General features: G+C 51.2%; 13 protein-coding genes and 1 riboswitch. Of the genes, 4 read left to right on the top strand and 9 right to left on the bottom strand.

The features are described from left to right. Window positions 1–37 precede the first annotated feature (37 nt). The 6 genes from ACQY6I_RS20385 to thiC form a co-directional block, all read right to left on the bottom strand. Entirely contained in the window at window positions 38–616 is a 579-nt protein-coding gene (locus tag ACQY6I_RS20385) for a helix-turn-helix transcriptional regulator (protein WP_428243356.1), read from the bottom strand. Between the two features lie 539 nt (window positions 617–1,155). Then, the gene (thiE, locus tag ACQY6I_RS20380; protein WP_428243355.1) at window positions 1,156–2,607 is read right to left on the bottom strand and encodes a thiamine phosphate synthase; all 1,452 of its coding nucleotides are present in this window, start codon (window positions 2,605–2,607) and stop codon (window positions 1,156–1,158) included. Next, entirely contained in the window at window positions 2,608–3,390 is a 783-nt protein-coding gene (locus ACQY6I_RS20375; protein ID WP_428243354.1) for a thiazole synthase, read from the bottom strand. Between the two features lies 1 nt (window position 3,391). Beyond that, window positions 3,392–3,589: a sulfur carrier protein ThiS gene (gene thiS, locus ACQY6I_RS20370; RefSeq protein ID WP_428243353.1), complete on the bottom strand. Its 198-nt coding sequence runs from the start codon at window positions 3,587–3,589 to the stop codon at window positions 3,392–3,394. Beyond that, window positions 3,586–4,629: a glycine oxidase ThiO gene (thiO, locus tag ACQY6I_RS20365; RefSeq protein ID WP_428243352.1), complete on the bottom strand. Its 1,044-nt coding sequence runs from the start codon at window positions 4,627–4,629 to the stop codon at window positions 3,586–3,588. Before thiO ends, thiS begins: the two co-directional genes overlap by 4 nt. Beyond that, window positions 4,626–6,437 carry a phosphomethylpyrimidine synthase ThiC gene (thiC, locus tag ACQY6I_RS20360; protein WP_428243351.1) on the bottom strand — a complete coding sequence of 604 codons (1,812 nt, stop codon included), beginning with the start codon at window positions 6,435–6,437 and terminating at the stop codon, window positions 4,626–4,628. Before thiC ends, thiO begins: the two co-directional genes overlap by 4 nt. Before the next feature lie 65 nt (window positions 6,438–6,502). After that, window positions 6,503–6,609: riboswitch (TPP riboswitch) on the bottom strand. Between the two features lie 138 nt (window positions 6,610–6,747). On the opposite strand from thiC, the gene ACQY6I_RS20355 reads away from it, so the two are divergent. The 4 genes from ACQY6I_RS20355 to ACQY6I_RS20340 all read left to right on the top strand — a co-directional run bounded on the left by ACQY6I_RS20355 (window position 6,748) and on the right by ACQY6I_RS20340 (window position 17,443). Then, on the top strand, window positions 6,748–8,781 hold the full coding sequence (locus ACQY6I_RS20355; protein ID WP_428243350.1) for a methyl-accepting chemotaxis protein: 2,034 nt from the start codon (window positions 6,748–6,750) through the stop codon (window positions 8,779–8,781). A 245-nt stretch (window positions 8,782–9,026) separates the two neighbouring features. Next, a complete protein-coding gene (locus tag ACQY6I_RS20350; protein ID WP_428243349.1) occupies window positions 9,027–9,734 on the top strand; it encodes a DUF1449 domain-containing protein in 708 nt (235 codons plus the stop codon). Between the two features lie 36 nt (window positions 9,735–9,770). Then, window positions 9,771–11,930 carry a hypothetical protein gene (locus tag ACQY6I_RS20345; RefSeq protein WP_428243348.1) on the top strand — a complete coding sequence of 720 codons (2,160 nt, stop codon included), beginning with the start codon at window positions 9,771–9,773 and terminating at the stop codon, window positions 11,928–11,930. A gap of 176 nt (window positions 11,931–12,106) precedes the next feature. Then, on the top strand, window positions 12,107–17,443 hold the full coding sequence (locus ACQY6I_RS20340; RefSeq protein ID WP_428243347.1) for a DNA repair ATPase: 5,337 nt from the start codon (window positions 12,107–12,109) through the stop codon (window positions 17,441–17,443). A gap of 11 nt (window positions 17,444–17,454) precedes the next feature. Here the strand turns inward: ACQY6I_RS20340 and ACQY6I_RS20335 are convergent, their stop codons facing one another. Genes ACQY6I_RS20335 through ACQY6I_RS20325 form a run of 3 tightly spaced genes read right to left on the bottom strand, consistent with a single transcriptional unit; the run spans window position 17,455 to window position 20,695 of the window. Further along, window positions 17,455–18,453, bottom strand: a complete 999-nt coding sequence (locus ACQY6I_RS20335) for a Rieske 2Fe-2S domain-containing protein (RefSeq protein ID WP_428243346.1) — start codon at window positions 18,451–18,453, stop codon at window positions 17,455–17,457. Further along, window positions 18,450–19,565: a hypothetical protein gene (locus ACQY6I_RS20330; protein ID WP_428243345.1), complete on the bottom strand. Its 1,116-nt coding sequence runs from the start codon at window positions 19,563–19,565 to the stop codon at window positions 18,450–18,452. The genes ACQY6I_RS20335 and ACQY6I_RS20330 overlap by 4 nt, the downstream gene beginning before the upstream one ends. After that, window positions 19,562–20,695 (bottom strand): hypothetical protein, encoded by a 1,134-nt coding sequence (locus ACQY6I_RS20325; protein ID WP_428243344.1) that lies wholly within the window; start codon window positions 20,693–20,695, stop codon window positions 19,562–19,564. The genes ACQY6I_RS20330 and ACQY6I_RS20325 overlap by 4 nt, the downstream gene beginning before the upstream one ends. Between the last annotated feature and the right edge of the window lie 104 nt (window positions 20,696–20,799).

Below are 20,799 nucleotides of genomic sequence, written 5' to 3'. Positions count from 1 at the left end.
CCGGTAGTGGCGAGTAATGACGATCATTGTCGTAGCGTTAATCGGCGCTCTGATCCTGCTTACGTAATTGCAGAGGGCTATGATGGTAAAAGGCTTTAAAAGTGGTTGAGAAATTGGCCTGATCTGAATACCCGACCTGATTGGAGATTTCCTGAATGTTCAGATCTGTGGTTAGCAACAGTTCTCTGGCTTTTTCCATACGTTTTTTCCGCAGCCAGCTGGAAACGCCCATGTGCAGTTGCTGTTTGAAAGCCTGTGACAATGTATTTTTATTGGTGTGCATGATTTTACAGATAGACGATAACGTATGAGTCTTATCCAGATTTCTGAATAAAAAGTCGCAGGTACTTTGAGTCAATTGCTGTTGTCTGATGATGTTTGCAGTAGATAGCGATGGGGTGGCATGAATGGCATCCAATGAAAGGGGAGATGAACAGATCGCTAACGACATTAAAATGTGCTGGCAGATCATTACCAGCGGATCAACCTGTTCGCCTGACAATTCACCAACGATCCTGATTGTGGTTGTGAGCAGATTGACGATCAGCGAGGTATGATGCTGTTGTTCCAGTGCATGTTGTCCGGTGTGGAAGTCTTCCTCAGAGCCGACGATCAATGCTGAAGTTTTTTTGTCCCACTCATTAAAAAATCAGGCATGGAATTATAGACTTCATGATGAAAAACATTACCGATATGGTGCCATACCTTATCAACCACAGGTGATCCGGAAATGATAAAGGTGATTAGTGATGTGTGCTTATGCATAGATATTCTCCAGTGATCGTTATCGTGAAAATGACGAATTCAGTAAAACATTTATTATGATTTTTATGGTATTCGCCGTTTTCGTTGAATGACCGGTTTTATTATTTTGTTAGAAAATTCATCCATTGATTGACAGCTTATGGTTGTTGCAGGAATGTCTGATGAAGATAGCAAAATATCGGCATTTGACCATTATCATATATCAATGACTTATCCTGCCTGTTATCAGTATCTGACAGCAAAATTGAAACCATAACAATTCACCTATGACAGCTATAGTAAGTAGGTTGATGGGTCAATACAGAATTGGTACAGGAGGCTGCTTTGCCGTAAGTGAGAAGAGCGGTAAACAGCCATTGCGATACTGATGGCATCATGAACCGGCTGATGTCATGTATGCTGCGAAAACAGGGTCATCAGCTGTTTGACGGTTGTCTCCGGTGATGGACTTGCTGTGATGGCTGAAATCATTGCCACTCCATCAGCGCCTGCCTGATGGACCGCTTTGACTCGGTCACCGTAAATGCCACCAATGGCCACTAACGGCTGCGGAATCAGTTTGCGCCAGTAACTCAGACCGTCAATACCCTGTGGCTGCCATGGCATGATTTTGGAGGTGGTCGGATAGATTGGGCCACTGGCAATGTAAGAAGGTTTCAGGCTTCTGGCCCGGGCCACCTCATAGTGACAATGACTGCTGATGCCAAGACGCAGCCCAGCTGTCTTGATTTGGGCAAGGTTGGCATCGGTCAGATCCTCCTGGCCCAGATGTACGCCGTAGGCTTTATGTTCTATGGCCAGCTGCCAGTAGTCGTTGATGAACAGGCGGCAATGGCTGTCTCGGCACAAGGCCACAGCCTGACGGACCTGCTGGGCCACCTGGGTCAGTGGTTGATTCTTGATGCGTAGCTGAATGGTCTGAAGACCGAAGGGCAGCAGTCGTTGAATCCAACCGACATCATCCACCACCGGATACAGGCCAAGGTTGCGATCACATGCCGGAAATGGACTGACAGTGGCGTCAGAGTAGTGGTCGTACAGTTCCGGCAGATCCTGCGGATGATCGGGAAAATGATTGATCCGGACCGGTCCTTCCTGCTGTGCCAGACCATAACCCTGGCGCAAGCCCTGACTGATAGCCATCCTGCCGATCACCACGGCATCGGCCAGGGAATACCCGAGGGCCAGGGCCGAGGTAATGGAGGTCGACAGCAGACAACCGGTCGCGCGCTGATTGGTTGCGTCGGATCGTGTTGTCCGCAGCCAGAAAGCCCGTTGCTGATCGACATAGTAATCGCAGCAGAATTGGCCGTTCAGGTGCCCCCCTTTCAGCAAGACAGCCTGTATGCCAAACCCCAGCAACTGCTGCGCTGCCGTAATCATGTCGTCCGGCGTCAGAATCCGGCAATTGCATAAGCGTTCGGCTTCCGGAATGTTGGGAGTGATCAGGGTGACCTGTGGCAACAGCGCTTGGCGCAGTTCGGTCAGGCTGGAAGCATCGTAGAAATCCCCGCCAATCGTGGCTGTAAACACGGGATCGAGAATCACTGGCCGCGTCTGCGATGCCAGCCAGTCAGCGGTCAGAGATAACTGGCGGGCATTTCCAGGGACGCCAATTTTAACTGCCTGTATCGGTGCCCCGTCATGGCTGTGCAGCTGGCTGATGAAGCTGTCGTCCGGGACTGGATTGAGAGCTGTTAGTCCATGATGATTTTGACTGCTGGTTGCGGTTACCACTGTGCGTGCGTGAACGTTCAGGGCACTGGCACAGCGGATGTCCATGTTCAGTCCGGCGATACCGCCGCTGTCGGTGGCAGCCAGGCATAATATCTGCGGTAGCATTTAAGGCTCCTGATGCCAGAAGGGACGATCTATAGCCGGGGTTGAAGGATGGGCAACGTCCTGTTCGGCCATTGGTCCGGCGGCTCTGGCCAGCCGGCCGGCTTCAATGCCATGGGCAAAGGCCTTGGCCATGATCACCGGGTCGTGACTCTGCGCCACGGCGGTATTGAGCAGTATGCCGTCATAGCCCAGCTCCATGGCCTTAGCCGCGTGGGATGGCAGACCAATACCGGCGTCGACGATCAGGGTGATGTCTGGAAACCGCTGCCGCAACATGGTCAGCGCGTATGGATTCAGCAGTCCTTTACCCGTGCCAATCGGTGCGGCCCAGGGCATCAGAATCCGACAGCCAAGATTCACCAGGCGTTCGCCCAGGGCAAGATCGTCGGTACAGTATGGAAACACCTCAAAGCCTTGAGCGATGAGTTCTGCGGCGGCCTCCACCAGCGCAAACGGGTCCGGATTAAGCTGATATTCGCTGCCCAGCACTTCCAGTTTGATCCAGTGGGTATCGAACAACTCTCTGGCGATCATTGCTGTCTCGATGGCTTCGCGGGCGGAATAACAGTGGGCGGTATTGGGCAGTAGCTGCAGCTTCATTTGGGACAACAGCTGCCAGAACTGATCACCGCTGCGTTCGCGCGGATTCTGCCGTTTGATGGAAATGGTGGCCACCTGCGCGCCGCTGGCGCGAATGGCTTCGATCATGATCTCTGGTGACGGATAGCGGGCCGTACCGATCAGTAAGTGACTGTCCAGGGTTGTATCTGCCAGTTGCCACATATCAGCCTCCCTGCATGGGAACAATGATGTCTACCTGATCCTGATCCGCAAGCCGGGTATTGGGATACTCGCTACGGGTGACCAGCTGGCGGTTCAACATGACTGCAAAGCCACGGTTGAGGCCCCGGGCTTCAAGCAATTGCTGCAGATTTTCATGCTCTGTCACATGCTCTTGTTTACCATTCACGATAATGTTCATAGATAACCTTGCTGTTGAAGCTGTTGCAGAGCCTGTGCGGTGATGGCTGGCGCCAACATGAAACCATGTCGGAACAAACCGTTAATACGCATCAGTCCGGATTGCAGGCTCAAAAGTGGTTGGTTATCCGGCATGGCCGGACGCAGGTTGGTTTTGAATGCTTCTATGCGGGCTTCGGCAAACCCTTTGTGCAGGCTGTATACCGCTGACAACAGTTCCAGCGCCGAACGCACGCTGACCGGTCCACGATCTTCACTTTCGATCTGGGTGGCACCAATCAGATATCGCTGGCCGGCACGCGGCACGATGTAGAGGCAGTAGCGAGGGTGCATTAGCCGAATCAGATGCGTCAGTCTGACCTCTGGCGCATGAAAGCGTGCCACTTCACCACGCACGCCGCGCAGGCCCGGCAGATCTTTTTGGGCTCCCATGCCACGACAGTCGACCACCAGATCGAAGCGGTGGCTGTCCAACCCACAGCTGACAGTATGAGGCTCGATGGCCGTGACTTCGCAACCACTGTGCCAGTGTTCGCAAAGTGGCAGAATTCGCTCCGCCAGTGCCGGCATCAGACGTGCCGGATCCACCCAGCTTTCCTCCGGTAACAACACTGCCTGCTGAAAATTCGGCAACAGTTCCGGCTCCTGCTGACGCAGCTGACTGGCATTCAGCCAGGCATATTCTTCTGCTGTCGGGTGGGTGTGCTGCTGTAACTGTTTCAGAAAACGCTGGTGGGCAGTGCTATCCTGAGGGTGAGAGATAATCAACGAGCCATGATTATGAAAATCCACCTCTTGACCCAGTGAGTCCACCAGCGCTGGCCACAATTGCAGTGACTGTCTGGCCAGTTGCAGTAATGCCGGTTCCAGTACTTCAATCTCTGATAACGGCGAGATCATCCCGCCGGCGGTGTAGGCGGCGGCCTCATCACCGTCGATCCTGTCCCGGTCAAACAAGGTTACCCGCTGACCGGTTTGTAGCAGTTGCCAGGCCATGGCCCGGCCGATCAGTCCAGCTCCAACGATGGCAATGTGATTCATGAAGACGCTTCTCCGGCGACGTCCTTAAGATAGATCTCGGCACCACCATCGCGGAACTCGCGGGATTTTTCCTGCATGCCCTGTTGCGCAAAATCACGGACGTCCTGGGTGATTTTCATGGAGCAGAATTTGGGGCCGCACATGGAGCAGAAGTGCGCGGTTTTGGCCGACTGCTTGGGCAGGGTTGCATCGTGATATTGTCGGGCTCTGAGCGGATCAAGTCCCAGATTGAACTGATCCTCCCAGCGAAATTCGAAGCGGGCCTTGGACAGCATGTCGTCGCGGTAGCGGGCACCCGGGTGACCCTTGGCCACATCAGCTGCATGGGCCGCAATTTTGTAGGTTATCAATCCTTCTTTGACATCGTCCCGGTCAGGTAGCCCAAGATGTTCCTTGGGGGTGACATAACACAGCATGGCACAGCCAAACCAGCCGATCATCGCCGCACCGATGCCACTGGTGAAATGATCGTAACCGGGGGCAATATCCGTGGTCAGCGGCCCCAAGGTGTAAAACGGTGCCTCATGGCAATGCTTTAGTTGCATGTCCATGTTTTCCTGAATCAGATGCATGGGTACATGACCCGGTCCTTCGATCATCACCTGTACATCATGTTGCCAGGCAATCTTGGTCAGCTCACCGAGAGTGATCAGTTCACTGAACTGAGCGTCGTCGTTGGCATCGGCAAGAGAGCCGGGACGCAAACCATCACCGAGAGAAAAGCTGACATCGTAGCGCTTCATGATCTTGCAGATATCTTCAAAGTGGGTGTACAGGAAACTCTCCTGATGGTGAGCAATACACCACTTGGCCATGATTGACCCACCGCGCGAGACGATGCCGGTGACCCGGTCCACGGTCTTGGGGATGTCGGCCAGGCGAATGCCGGCATGAATGGTGAAGTAATCAACCCCTTGTTCTGCCTGTTCGATCAGGGTGTCGCGAAACACTTCCCAATTGAGATCCTCGGCCACGCCGTTGACCTTTTCCAGTGCCTGATAGAGTGGCACCGTGCCGATAGGTACCGGAGAATTACGGATGATGTATTCGCGGGTTTCATGAATGTCCTGTCCGGTGGAAAGATCCATAACCGTATCCGCTCCCCAGTGAGTGGCCCAGACCATCTTTTCCACTTCTTCGGCAATATTCGAATTCAGTGCCGAGTTACCGATGTTGGCATTCACTTTTACCAGGAAATTCCGTCCTATAATCATCGGCTCCAGTTCCGGATGATTGATATTGGCCGGAATGATGGCGCGACCAGCGGCAATTTCTTCGCGTACGAATTCGGGGGTGATGGGTTGTAGTTGGGCGCCGAATGACTGTCCGGCCAGACGCCGCTGGCGTTCATCGGTATCAAACTCACTGCGTAACTGCTCGCGGTTCTGGTTTTCCCGTACTGCCACGTACTCCATTTCTGCAGTGATAATGCCGAGCCGGGCATAGTGCATCTGACTGACATTACGGCCTTCCCGCGCCTGTCGGATGATGCGGGAGTGACCAAAAAGTGGAAACTTTTCAGTGTCGCGGTCGCAGGCTGTTACCGTGCGAGCCTCATTGTCGCCGCGCTGATCGAGCCATTCGGTTCTCACGGGCGGTAAACCACGATGAATATCAATTGTCTGTTGCGGGTCGGTGTAAGGACCGGAGCTGTCATAGACCGTGACGGTTGATTGATCGCTCAGATCAATGGCCCGCATGGGAACTGAAATACCATGATGAAAAGGGCTGGGCACGTGGATTTTTCGGCTGCCGGGTAACGGATCGCGGCTGACGGTGGTAGGAAAACTACGGGTATCTTTGTTCATATTGCCTCCTCTGGTTTGTTAATACCTGAGGATCGGCCTATGAAAACTGAAATGATGTGCATGAGTTTCATGGACTGACTCTTCCCTACGCTGGTATTAACCGGATCAGGTTCAACGGGTCCGCTTGCGCGTCTCAGCCATGTCATGGGACAAGGCTCCCCGAGAGTTGTGGGCAAGTCTACGAGTGTGGACTTACAGAAGTCAATTACTTGGCCGATAAAACGGTAATGGGTCAACAGGAGTAGTCATCAGGATCTATACTGAAAACATTGTCAAAGACCTGAACAAAAATTAACAACCGGGTAAATACATGAGAATCACCGTTGTAAACCGAACCACAGCCGGCTTTGCCATTGTTATTGCATTGTTGTTGTTTTTGGCCTGGCAGGCACTCAATGCGTTGAGTTCGATGAACAATAATATTGATCATATTAACGACACCATCATTCCGGTGCTGGATCAGAACAAGCAACTGTCTATGGCCATGGCGGGTATGAATCGTCTTGTCTCGGAGCACTATGCTGAGTATCGGCCGGATCAGTTAAGTCAGTATGAGAACGAGTTTCAAACGCTTTATCAGGAATATCAGCAGCAGCTTACCGAGCTACGTAATTTCAGTTTGTCATCGAAGGGTTTGAACGAGGCGCTGGATGCCGTCGATGTCATCGTACAGGAGCTGGTACGGTTTGCTGAAACACAGATGCGCGATCGCCAGTCTCTGTTGCAGAGCCGGCAGACATATGCACTGGCAGCCGAAGAATACAGCAAGGTCTGGCTGAATTTTTCCATCGACATGAAAGTGGTCGACCGGGTCATCGAAGTACTGGCCCGCAAAAGCTATATGGAGCTGACTGCGGCAGAAAAAACCGTACCGGGAAATCAGAAATATATCGCCGATAAGATTAACCTGCTGCGTAATGACCTGGCCAGACTGGACCAGATCAACGATACCGCCAACATGCAGGCAATTATCGAGAGTGCCCGCTCGACGATGATGCTCATCCAGAATCGGTATCAGACTATTGAGCAGGGTTCTGCCATCATATATGAAAAATATGCGCCTTATGTTGCTATGTTGACTAAAACGGTTAACGACCCGCAGGGGTTGATGGCTCAACGGCTGGCGGTATTGCAGTTGCAACAGAGCAACATCGAAAACATGATTCAGCTGGCGCAGATTGCCAAACAGGTCGTTAATGCCAGTGCACAGGTGGATACTGTCGTAAACGCTGATCTTCAGCAAAACCGGACAGATTCGAAACAGCTTTACAGCCACTCTCAAAATGTTGTCATCATAACTGTTCTGGTGTCGGTGATATTTTCAGTGCTGCTGACCGTCTGGCTGATCAGAAAAATACGTCAGCCTATGGACAGCATTCTGGGGTTCCTGGCCCTGACCAGCCGGGGCGATCTGAGTCATCGGCTGAAACTCTCTTCACAGGATGAACTGGGTGATATTGGCCATGGCATCGATGAGCTGGTTGCCAACCTAAGCCAGCTGTTAAGGGCTCTGATTGATAAATCCAGAAATATCGGCGAGCTGGTTAAAGACAGTCTGGCTCGGGATGAGGGCCTGAAGGTGCGCCTGGATGCTCAGCACCAGAGTACTCAAAACATTGCTGCCTCCTCCCGCGAAATGGAGCAGGCAACCCAGGCGGTTTGTGAATCCTCGGGTCTGGCTCTGGCAGAAATCAAACAACTATTCAGCGAAACCGAAGACAGCATAAACAGCATTCTCAATACCAACGAACTGATCAACCGCTTTCGCGGGAATATCGGGTCGGCACAACAAATGTCGACCGGTCTTCAGGAACACTCCGGGCAAATCGAAAAAGCGGTTACCATGATTGCCAAAATTGCCGAACAGACCAACCTGCTGGCATTGAATGCCGCCATTGAGTCCGCTCGGGCCGGTGAACAGGGGCGAGGGTTTGCGGTGGTGGCCGATGAAGTGCGGGCACTGGCGATTAAAACCCAGGAATCGACGGTGGAAATTAACAACGTTGTCAGTCAGTTACAAACGTTGGCAAATCAGTTGGTTGCGCACATGGACCAGAATGTTGGACGCATTGACGAGATGGTGGAAAAAGCCAGTGCCACCGACGGCTCTCTCAAAATCATCAGTGAAAAACTGTCAGCGGTACAGGATATGGTGTTATCGATGAATCAGGCTGCCGAATCTCAGCAGCAGATCTCCACTGATGTGGCGAGTCATATCAATGATATCTTTGCGAATGCCGAAGAAGTTGCCAGTCGTGCCGGTGACAATTTTGAACATATTAAAGCGCTGGGCCGTCTGGCCGGTGAACAGGAAGAAAATACACGTTTGTTTCAGCTGGAATAAATGCTCCTGAAAATTTTCATGATTTTCGGGTTTTAGTTTTAAACGAAATACAGTTTAATTGCGTCCTTCGTTGATATCGATGCCGAATTGCGGCAGTCAGCATGCAGTATATTTTCAGTCAGATAAAAATGTGACTGAAGTCTCGGAAATTCAGCGATATCGATAGCCTGCCAGTGTGAAATGGCCCGTAGTCAGATTCACCATGCAGTTGGCCGAAGGGATACAATTATTATCAGGAGATAAAGGTGTTCGCTATTTTTCTTAGCAGCAAAATGGATCCTTTTTATCAGAACATAGGATCTTTCCCGACCGTTATTTTTACCTTTTTTCTGGGGGTGAGCCTGTGTTTCTGGCTGATTGCGGTATTGGGCCTGGTTGATCTGGATGTTGCTGATATCGATGTCGACCTTCCCGAAGGCAACGGTTCAGCAGAAGGTGCTGATGTCAATATGTCACTGGCGGGCATCTTGTCCAGATTTGGTCTTCATGGTGTTCCGCTAACCATTGTCATCTCATTGTTATCATGGTTTGGGTGGGTCATCAGTTATCTGGCTGTACATTACATTCTCAACCCTGTTGCCAGTCAGGGTTTCGTACATTACCTGCTGGGTCTGGTCATTTTCCTGGGCTCCCTTTATCTCGCCTCTATTCCCTCCGCGCTGATTATTCGTCCACTGCGCAAAATATTCAGCGACCCCTACCAGGATATGGCTAAACATCTGACCGGGCAGATTGCCGTGGTGCGGACCAGTCGTGTGGACGCGACATTCGGAGAGGCCTTTTTCAACGATGGTGGTGCCGGGTTGATCCTGAAAGTCAGGTCTATGAATGATGAGACCTTTGTCAAAGGTGATCGGGTGGTGCTATTGGAATATGTTGAAGCTCAGAATATTTTCCGGGTGATCTCGGAACATGAATTTAACGGCGTGTTGAAACAGCCAACACATCATTAATACGGTAACGTTTTCCACAAACAAGGAGTAATTCTCATGGGTTTTTTCGCCGATTTATCGGGTCTGGGCTTTGTCACGGCAGCGATAGGCATCGCCATTGTCGTTGTGTTGTGCATCGGCCTGCTGATCAAAGCCTTTTATCATAAGGTTGACCAGGGTACTGCGCTCATCATCAACGATCTCAGTTCCAAACCTAAGGTCAAGTTTACCGGTGGTCTGGTGCTACCTGTCATTCACAAAAAGGAATTGATGAAAATTTCGTTGATTACCCTGGAAGTGGATCGTCGTGGTAAGGAAGGTCTGATTTGTAAGGACAACATGCGGGCCGATATCACCGTTGCCTTTTATTTGCGCGTTAATGAAACCGCAGAAGATGTACTGCGGGTAGCCAAGACAGTCGGCGCCCAGCGTGCCTCAGACCGCGATGCCGTATACGAACTGTTTGCCGCCAAATTCTCAGAAGCTTTGAAGACTGTTGGTAAACAGATTGACTTCGTGCAGTTGTTCGAAAACCGTATTGAATTCCGTGAAAAAATCATTCAGGTCATCGGTGATGACCTCAGTGGTTATGTACTTGAAGACGTTGCCATCGATTACCTGGAACAGACCCCCAAAGGGGCGTTGGATTCAAGCAATATCCTCGACTCCGAAGGTATCAAGAAAATCACCGAACTGACCGCTGCGCAGAACATCCGCACCAACGTACTGGAGCGCGATGAAGAGCTGGCGATCAAGAAAAAGAATGTGGAAACCACTGAAGCGATGCTGGAGCTTGCACGCCAGCAGGCAGATGCCGAAGCTCGTCAGGAACGTGAAATTGCCACCATTCGTGCACGCGAGGTAGCAGAAACCAAACGGGTACAGGAAGAGGAACGAAAAAAAGCCGAATCCGCCAATATTTCTGTCGAGCAGGATCTGGCCGTACAGCGTGAAAACCAGCAACGCGAAATAGAAGTGGCCACGCAGAACCGTCTGCGGGCCATTGCCATTGAAGAGGAAAAAGTCACCCGCGCCCGTGATCTCGAAGTCGTTGCCCGTGAGCGGGAAGTGGAACTGCAGCGCATCGAAGCCGAAAAAGCGGTTGAAGTTGAGAAGAAAGAAATTGCCAATGTCATTCGCGAGCGTATCGCGGTAGACAAAACTGTGGCAGTTGAGGAAGAACGGATTAAAGAGGTTCGTGAGGTTTCCGAAGCGGATCGCCACAAACAGGTTCAGGTGCTGGCAGCAGAAGCCAAAGCCGAAGAAGAGAAAGTCAAACAGGTGAAAGCGGCGGAAGCAGACGAACAGGCTGCCAAATTCCGGGCCCAGGAAGTCACTACCATGGCTCAGGCCGAGCTGGAAAAAGCCGCCAAAGAAGCTGATGGCAAGAAGAAAATGGCCGAAGGTGTTCAGGCCGAAGAAGCTGCTCATGGTCTGGCCGAAGCCAAAGTGCGCGAAGCCAAAGCCGATGCGGCTGAAAAAGAAGGGCTTGCAGAGGCCAAAGTTGTGGCAGCCAAAGGTGAAGCCGAGGCCAGAGCGCAGCGTGAAGTGGGTCTGGTGGATGCTGAAGTTATTGCTGCCAAAGGTGATGCCAAAGCCAAGGCCGAACGTGATGCCGGTATGGCGGAAGCCGAAATTATTGCGGCCAAAGGTGATGCTGATGCCAAAGCCTGTCGCGAAGCTGGTATGGCGGAAGCCGAAATCATTGCGGCCAAGGGTGATGCAGAAGCCAGTGCTCAGCGAGGTACTGGTATGGCGGAAGCTGAAGTCATTGCTGCCAAAGGTCGCTCAGAAGCCAGTGCCCAGAAAGAAATCGGTCTGGCCGAAGCCGAAGTTATCCGTGAGAAATTCAAAGGTGAAGCCGAAGGTCTGGTTGAGAAATTCGGTGCCATGGGCAGCATGAGTGATCAGGCCCGTGAACATGAAGAATTCCGTATGTCGCTGGAAACAGCGCTGCAGGAAGCGATGGCCAGCATTGCCGCGAGCAAGGATATTGCCCGTGACAATGCCGATGTTCTGGCCAAAGCCCTTGAAAAAGCCAACATTGATATCGTCGGTGGTGAAGAACATTTCTTCGATAACTTCGCCAAATCCTTGTCTCTTGGTAAAGCCGTTGATGGACTGGCATCAAAAAGCACCGTCGTGGCCACGCTTATGGAAAAGCTGATGCAAAGCAAAGTGTTTGCTGAGAAACCTAAAGATGAGAAGTTGAACTAAAACTTTCTCTCTCAGGTTTTCACAGGAAAACCGCTTGATTGTTCCAGGTCTGTGGCTCTTTTGAGCTGTTTTTGGAGTCTTGCTCCGAATCTTTCCCCCGGGCCTGGAACTGAGGGGCCGGGCTTTTGTCCACCCTCGCAACTTTTCAGTCAAAACAAGGAATTTGGAATCACACCATGGCTCAACAACCAGAATCCGATCAGACCGAAGCCCACCTGACAGAATCAGCAGTCGCAGAAGGCGGAGCATATGAAGTCATCCGCAAACGATTGCTGGATCAGGGGCGTCAGCTTGAACAACTCACTCGACAACTGAACGACAACCGGCTGGAGGAATTTGGCTCCTCGGAAATGTCAGTAGCTGCTCGTGTGCGCGTCAGGACAGAAAATAACTGTATTCCACGGGATATGGTGCAGGTCGGTGAATGGATGTTATTTGGTTATAACGTTTACATCGGCTTGAAAAAAGAAACCCGGGTCGATGACGTTTTTGCATTATTCAAGCTGCAGGGTCAGGGGAGTGAACAGGATGTGGAAGCTGTTTCGGCAGAAGGCACATTTCTGGCTGACCGCAGTTTTGTCAACGATTTCGATGAACTCTATCGTTACTACAAACATGCCCGGCTGCTGGAACTGACTGTTAAAGACGGCAAACTGTTGGCTGGTTTTCAAATTGGTGAACGGTTAGAGGATATTCGGGTTTTTCGCTGGGCTGTTTCGGCTGATGGCCGCGAGGTCAAATACATCGATAATCGCGGTGAACGCGATATTCAGCTGCCCTCGGCGTTTGATTTTGAATGGTTCGAAACCACCCGTGACGATACCGTTCAAGGCCGTCACCCGCATATCAACATTGTCGACAAAGTATTTGTGGAAACCATCAATGGTGATCTGACCATTAAGGTGGAAAACAATACCGATGACGGTCTGGGTATTTATCGTGAATCGGTTGAAGTGGGCACCCAATCCATCGACGATGCCCAGATCTTTTACGCGGTCGTCGGTGATCTGGTACTGCTCAGGATTCTGCCGTATCAGGAAGAAACGTGGCGCTACCTGGTGTTCAATAGCCTGACCGAGAAGGTACTGCGCATCGATGCGATAGGCCAGTCATGCATCCAGTTGCCAGAAGATCACGGTATCATTTTCCCTGGCGGGTACTATTTGCAAAATGGTGAGTACAAGACCTTCGATGATGAAATTCAGGGGCTCAAATTCAAACGTCAGATTCGTTCCCCCAATGGCGAAGATGTGTTGTATGCCTTCTATGAGCCAGTCAACGGGCAAGTCTGCCTGCTGGGTTACAATCTTATTGATAAAGCCATTCAGAATCCGATTCTGGGGCACGGTTATGCCCTGAGTGAAAACGGTACGCTGGTAATTTTTACGGCCGATGGTGAGCCTACCCGGGTACACCCGATGCAGATCTGGACCACTCCATTTGTCAGTGAGGAGTTCGCCAGTCAGACGCCACCTTCCAGTACGTTTTATGGCCGCATCGGCAATTCTGAACTGGTACGGGGAATTTCCGATCTTTACAGCCTGGTCAGAATGATCAGGAATCAGAGTATATCGGCCCGGCTATACGAAGAACTCAGTGTCAGCAGCAAGAAGTTCTTCGATCATCATTATTGGATCGAACAGGCGGATGTCTCTGACATCGCCAGCCTGCTGAAAGAAGTCTCCACGACGGCCGAACTGGTCATCGATGAATTTGAAAAAGTCGAATCCATTCGCCGTCAGTCTGCCAAAACCATGGCTCAGGCAGAAGCAAAACAGCAGGAGATCCTGCGCGATGCCCGTCCCGATAACTGGTTGTCAGCAGAACAATATGTGGCTGCACTGGACCAGTTGCGTCGCCAGCGCGGTCACCTGACCACTATCCGTGAACTGCGTTATATCGATACCAAACGCATCGGTGAACTTGATAACCAGTTGGTCAAAGCCCAGAACGAGTTAAGCGAACGTACCGTAGAGTTTCTCCAGGGAGACGCTGCATTTGCACCGTATCTGGAAAAAATTGACCAGATCAATGCAGATATCGAAACAGCTGAAACGCTGGTAGTGCTTGAACCGTTGATTGAAACCATTACCGGTATGACCTCAGGGCTGGATCTGTTGTCTGAACTGATGGCCACTCTTAAAGTGGCCGATGCCAATGTCCGTACCCGTATCATCGATACCATTTCCGATGTTTATGCGCGCCTCAATCAGTCTGGTGCACGGGCGGCCAATAAACGGAAAAATGTCGGCTCTGCGGAAGCGGTGGCGCAGTTTGGTGCGCAATTCAAATTATTTTCCCAAAGTATTACCAATGCTTTGGGGCAGGCGACCACACCAGAACGCTGTGATGAACAGCTGTCGCGATTGTTGGTACAGCTTGAGGAACTGGAAAGCCAGTTCAGTGACCATGATCAGTTTCTCGCGGACATCATGGAGAAACGTGAAGAAATTTATGAGTCGTTTGAAAGTCATAAACAGCAGTTGCTGGACGAACGTCAACGGCGGGCGCAAACCATCGTGGATGGTGCCAGTCGCATCCTTGCGAGTATAGAACGACGGGCACTCAAGTTTACCGATGCCGAAGAACTGAATACCTTTTTTGCCGCCGATGTCCTGGTGCAGAAAGCCAAAGAATCCATTGAACGGCTGCGTGAACTGGAAAGCAGTGTCAACGCCGACGACATCGAAGCGCGCCTGAAAAGCATCAGCGAGCAGGCGCTGCGATCACTACGGGATAAAACCGACATCTATGAAGATGGTGGTAATGTCATCAAACTGGGGCCACGTCATCGCTTCAGCGTCAATACCCAGGAACTGGATCTGACCATGCTGCCCCGTGATGGACGGCTTTGTTTTCATCTGGCCGGAACCCAGTATTTTGAAACGGTTGAGGACCCCGAACTTGATGCCCTCAAACCATACTGGGACATGTCACTGATCTCCGAATCAAAACAGGTTTACCGGTCGGAATATTTGGCATTGCTGGTGCTTCAGGCTGCCGAAGAAGGTGTTGAGTTTGACCGCGAAACACTTGCGCAGGCGCTGTTGGATGAAGACCGGTTACTAAAATTGGTGCGTGATTTTGCCACGCCACGTTATCGCGAGGGTTATCAGAAAGGCGTACATGATGTGGATGCCGCACAAATCCTGCGACAATTGATCCCGGCGCTGGAAAGCGCTGATCTGCTGGTCTTCAATCCGCGTTCCAGAGCACTGGCGCAAGTATACTGGGCTAACCTGATCCAGCCGTTAGGCACTCAGAAGGTATTACCCGGCAGGGCCCGTATCGATGAACTCAGCGGATTGGCAGCCACCTGGCAGCAGCGTGCCCAGTCAGCAGCGCTGTTGCAGCAGTTGTATGGTGACCAAGATGCGATTCAGAACCTCGAACAGGAAGTGACCCAACATCTGGCGGAATTTCTGGAACAGTATCCAATGGATTTTTCCGGTCTCGAACAACAGCAAAGTGCCGCCTATCTGGTGGCCGAGCTGGGGCGTGAACGGCTGGAGTTTATCGGCAGTCAGTATGCTCAGTTATTGATAGAAGAGTTCCGTCGCTCTCTGGATGAAGCGAGCTGGCGAACCTACCAAAGCGCCCAGGAACAACTGCACGGCGTTATTCATGAACGCTGGAAGCTTGGTGAAGCCTGGCTGACTGCTATGGTGAAACGCAGGCAGCTGACACATCTGCAACGCTACGTGCCGGAAGCGGTGGCGCTGCTGAATGCTGGGGAACGTATAGAACGACGATCCACGCAGACTGACCTGGAACTCGAAGTGTCTGGCCTGCTCGGTGATCACCCAACAATGGAACAGCAGTGTCTGCGCTTTTCTGTCGATGGTTTTATGTTACGGCTACGTACTCATGAGCAGGAAGTGGTGCCTGGTTATCATCGTTACCTTCAGCTACGGCAGGACATTATTGAGACCGAGCGGCGGAAGTTGCGGTTGAATGAATTTAAACCCCGTCCTCTCAGTTCATTTGTGCGTAACCGTCTGATCAATGAATCCTACTTACCATTGATTGGCGACAACCTGGCCAAACAGATGGGCACTGTAGGTGAGAACAAGCGTACCGACCTCATGGGGCTGTTGATGATGATTTCGCCGCCCGGTTACGGTAAAACCACATTGATGGAGTATGTGGCCAACCGTCTGGGATTGATCTTCATGAAGATTAACTGTCCTTCGCTGGGACACGACGTTCTGTCTCTTGATCCGGCCCAGGCACCCAATGCCACTGCGCGGCAGGAACTGGAAAAACTCAACCTTGGGTTGGAAATGGGCAATAACGTCATGTTATACCTCGACGATATTCAACATACCCACGCCGAATTTCTGCAAAAATTCATCTCCCTGTGTGACGGCACCCGGCGGATTGAAGGGGTTTGGAAAGGCCAGACCAAAACCTATGACATGCGCGGTCGTAAGTTCTGTGTGGTCATGGCCGGTAACCCCTATACTGAATCCGGCGAGGCGTTCAAAGTGCCGGACATGCTCGCCAACCGGGCAGACATTTATAACCTCGGTGATATTCTCGGTGGTATGGACGAACAGTTTGCCCTGAGTTATATCGAAAACTCCCTGACCTCCAATTCCGTGCTGGCACCATTGGCAACCCGGGAAATGGATGACGTATATAAAATCATTGCCATGGCCGGTGGTGAGGCAATTGCTGCGACGGATCTCAAATATCCTTACAGTGGTGCTGAGCTGAATGAAATGAAAACTGTTTTGCAAAAGCTGTTTGTCATTCAGGATGTGGTGCTGAAAATCAATCAGCAATACATTGCCTCTGCCGCTCAGGATGATCGCTACCGGACCGAACCCTCATTTAAATTGCAGGGCAGCTACCGGAACATGAACAAGATGGCAGAGAAAGTCTCTGCGGTCATGAATCGTGATGAATTGATGCAGATGATCGATGATCACTACCTGGGAGAATCGCAGCTGCTGACCACCGGTGCGGAAGAAAACCTACTTAAGCTCGCCGAATTGCGCGATCACATGACTGAACAGCAGCAGCAACGCTGGCAACAGATCAAAAAAGACTTTCAGCGCAACAAAGCCATGGGCGGTGACGGTGATATCGGTGGCCGGGTGGTGGCGCAGCTGGTGGACCTGGTGGAAGGTATGCAGCACCTTAATCAGCACATCAGTGTTGGTCAGGATACGCAACAACAGCAGCAACAGGCACGTCTGCAGGAAATACAGCAAAATGCCGGCTTTCAACAGAATCTGCTGTCGCTGTTGAGCCAGTTCAACCAACAGACGCCGGAAGTGAAGCTGGAACCGCAATTGAATGTGACCGCACCGCCAATACCAGGACTGGAAAACATCCTTACGGTGCTGGCCAATACCTGGCAAAACAGTCTGTATCCATTGGTGCGCAGCATGGATCGTAAAATCGATATCGATTTAAAGACCCAGAAAAAAATACAGGATATTTCTGAACAGTTAAAAGCGCTGGAAACCAGCCTTAAAGATGGTGAAGGGAACACGGACGCATAATCTGCTTTTCCTCACAGCATCAGTTGCAATTGCTCATGGGTGTCATCAATCTGCCCTTGGAGAGCTTTTTCAATATAGGGGCGCATGACATCATAGCGGCTGATGATAGGGTGAAAATCCGGGCAGTTGCTCACGTTATTGGCACTCGATTCCAGAATGTGTTTATCTTGTTTTAAGGCAAGATACTGGAACGGTGCCAGCGCCGCCTGCTGCAACCAGCCTGGAATAATCCGGCGGCGAAAATAATTACGGAAAATCAACTGACACCGCTGCCCGGTCTCCTGGCGCAGATAAATCACCACCGACAGCTCTATGCCGGTGTTTGAATGGTATTCTATTTCCGCTATGCCAGGGTGTCGTATCCGGCCGATACTATGGCTAATGCCTTGCCCGAATAAGCGACTGATCAATCCCGACTGCTGTTTTGTTTCCACATATAAAGCCTGATAACCATCCTCCACCTGAGTCACGGTGACCTCACATAAATGCCTTTGGTGAGTCTGGGAGCGGATGTTGCCTGGATGAATAAAATGCGTGTGCAGGGCATCCAGAAAATTCTCGGCAATGTCGACCAGCCCAGCGTTGATCGACGCTGCCACCGTGAAGCATGTGTGTGAATGATGAACCGCTGGTACAAACCGCCGTCCGGTGTCAGCATCCGGTACCTGTTCGCGTAGCCAGATCAGACCGCTATCTTCGACCGCGTCAAAAGCTTTGATGTTGAAGGCAGGGCATTTCGCTGTTTCGGGTATCCCGGGAAACCCGGTTTGACGGCCAGAACCATCAAACTGCCAACCATGATACGGACATTGCAACGAAGTGCCGCAGACTTTGCCGGCAGACAATAACGCCCCACGATGTGGGCAGCGGTCAAGCAGGGCAGCAATATGGTCGCCGGATCGAAACAATACAACAGGTTGCTGTTGGAAATAGATGGATAACGGTTTGCGCTTCAGTGTTTTCGCAGCGATGACGGCCGTCCATGGTGAACCGCATAATGTTGTGCTCATAACTCATATCTCTGCATAACCGGCACAAACAACCGGTTCAAAATAAATGCCAGCCGTTGCCAGATACGTTGTCTGGCCCGGGGCAGGTGGCGGACATACACAGCAGAATACTCAATCATCGGTACGGCACCACGCAGGCGTTTAAAGCCGGCGGCACCGGAACTGGCGTTAAAACACAAACCCTGTTGATGGGCGTGCTGCATGGTCGACATCAGTACCATACGATATAGCCCCAGCTTTTGAGGTTTGGTGGTGTCATAACCAACAATTGGCAAGGTTGTGGTATGACCGATACTGAAGCGCCCGCCCACGGCATCCAGTATCCCATTGGCATTACGGAACCCTTCCAGTTCAAAGTAAGGATGCTGACTGATCTGTGCGATGAACCGTGTGGTGAACTGCGGGTTATGGCGGGAATATTTCTGTATATACAGCATGTTGTACAGCTCGACAATGCGGGCATGATCGTTTACACCGATTGCAGCACCAGTAACATGTTGATAGGGCGTTTTGGTCAGCAACCGCTGATCAATCTGGTAATTATGGGTGCTGCAGTAATCTTTCAGTGACGGATCATAAAGATAGACCTGCCGGGTCGGAACGATCAGGCATCCTGCCTCTCGAAAGCCGGACAGCAATTGCGCATTGGCGAATTCATTTAACGATCTGAAGATCAATGCATGATCGTTATACGCAGAGGTAAATGGCTTAATCAACGCACTCATGTCAGAGTTCAGGCCATCGATATAAAGATTGGTGGACAACAACCAGTTATTGACATGCACCACTTTATTGATCTGATGCTTTTTCAGGCTTCCGGCCATCAGTAATATCAATTGGCGGATCATGGCCCGGAGCAGTGGATTATTCAGCTTCGCCAGTTCCTCCAGACAATAAGGTACCAGTGCCGTGTAGGGTGAACAAACATAGCTGTTGTCATACTCATGATCATTGATGGTGACCGGCAGTGCCAGACCGTTCGAGTTTGTCCACACGGCAAAGCGGGTTTGAACGTTTTGTATCACCGGCTGCGTACTTCCGGTAAAAGCCGATAGATAACGATCAACCGGATTGGCAGAAGCAGCATGTGGTGGCTGAATCACCGATATCATCGAATTGCTTCTCCGTCCCATTCGATATCCATTGTTGACGCCTGACGAAGCGACAACCGCAACCGCCAAGCTTTGACGACCAGCTCGCCCAGAGCTAGCAGGGAGAACAGTAGAAATGGTTTGTCACCCTTTTGCTGTATCGCATCCCTTGCCCGGCGAAAATCCCTGTACCACTGCCGCAGACGCAGTTTTTTTAACGCCACTGGTAAACCGATCAATAACATGGGCAGGGTTAGCATTGCCGGTCGTGGTACCGCTTCGGTTTTTCGGGTACCCGTAAACGCAGCGAACAGATCCACATCCGTCAACAAGTGAACACCACTGGTGCAGCGCGGATTGCATTCCAGCAGATACACCTGATCTTCGATAACCATGAGATCAAAACCAACCTGGCCTTCAAATTTATAATAACGGCAAAATGCTGCAATAAACTTTGAAATGCCCGGATGCATAACCGGTTCAAAATAAATGCCAGCTGCTGAAGTCAAACGATGCCGTGGGCGATAGATAGTCTCGGCAAATACCTCACCATTCACTGCAATGGCATAACTGCAATACTCATTACCGGTGAGTTTTTGTTGCCACAGCAGACGTCCATGCCGATGATGATGCAGTTGCCGCAACTGCCTGTTGGTAGGATGTAATAACACACCCGTGCCAAAACGACAGAACTCGCTTTTGACCACTCGATTGGCCAACGCCCGGTCTGTCATCATACTAATATCTTCGATGACCCGCGTTGCGGGGATTTGCACCGGTAATGCATTGCACAGGTCGAGGACTTCAAGTTTGCTATGCAGGCGACTGAGCAGATCAAAGTCACCACAGCAAACATGGCAGTACGGGTTTAACGTCTCGCGAATAAAAGCAATGTAGAAAATCTCTTCGCAGGTGGGAATCAGATAGTCAATGTGTTCACGTTGAATAATCTCCAGCAATGCCTGGGTATAAGCAGTAATGCCATCGCGGGGTGCCGGAATCATATGGTAAGCGCTGACCGCCCGGCTGTTGGCCGCCAGCGGAAAACGTAACGAATCCGCAGCAAACACAACATGGCCGTGCTGGTGAAGGTTTCGGGCTATCTCCAATGCCGCCGGTGCACGGGCACCGGTTATTAACAGTCTGGACATTCAATGTCTCCGGGATCACAGTACTGGCTGTCATGCCAGTCAATAGATTGTAACGTGATCATCCCGCTGGCGCACAGTTGCCAGGAAGCGGTGGGCAGGATTTT

The sequence above is a fragment of the Gynuella sp. genome, from assembly GCF_050297175.1.
In the GTDB taxonomy this organism is placed as follows: domain Bacteria; phylum Pseudomonadota; class Gammaproteobacteria; order Pseudomonadales; family Natronospirillaceae; genus Gynuella.
Note: the sequence above shows the minus strand (reverse complement) of the source record. Positions and strands in the feature narration are given on the sequence as shown.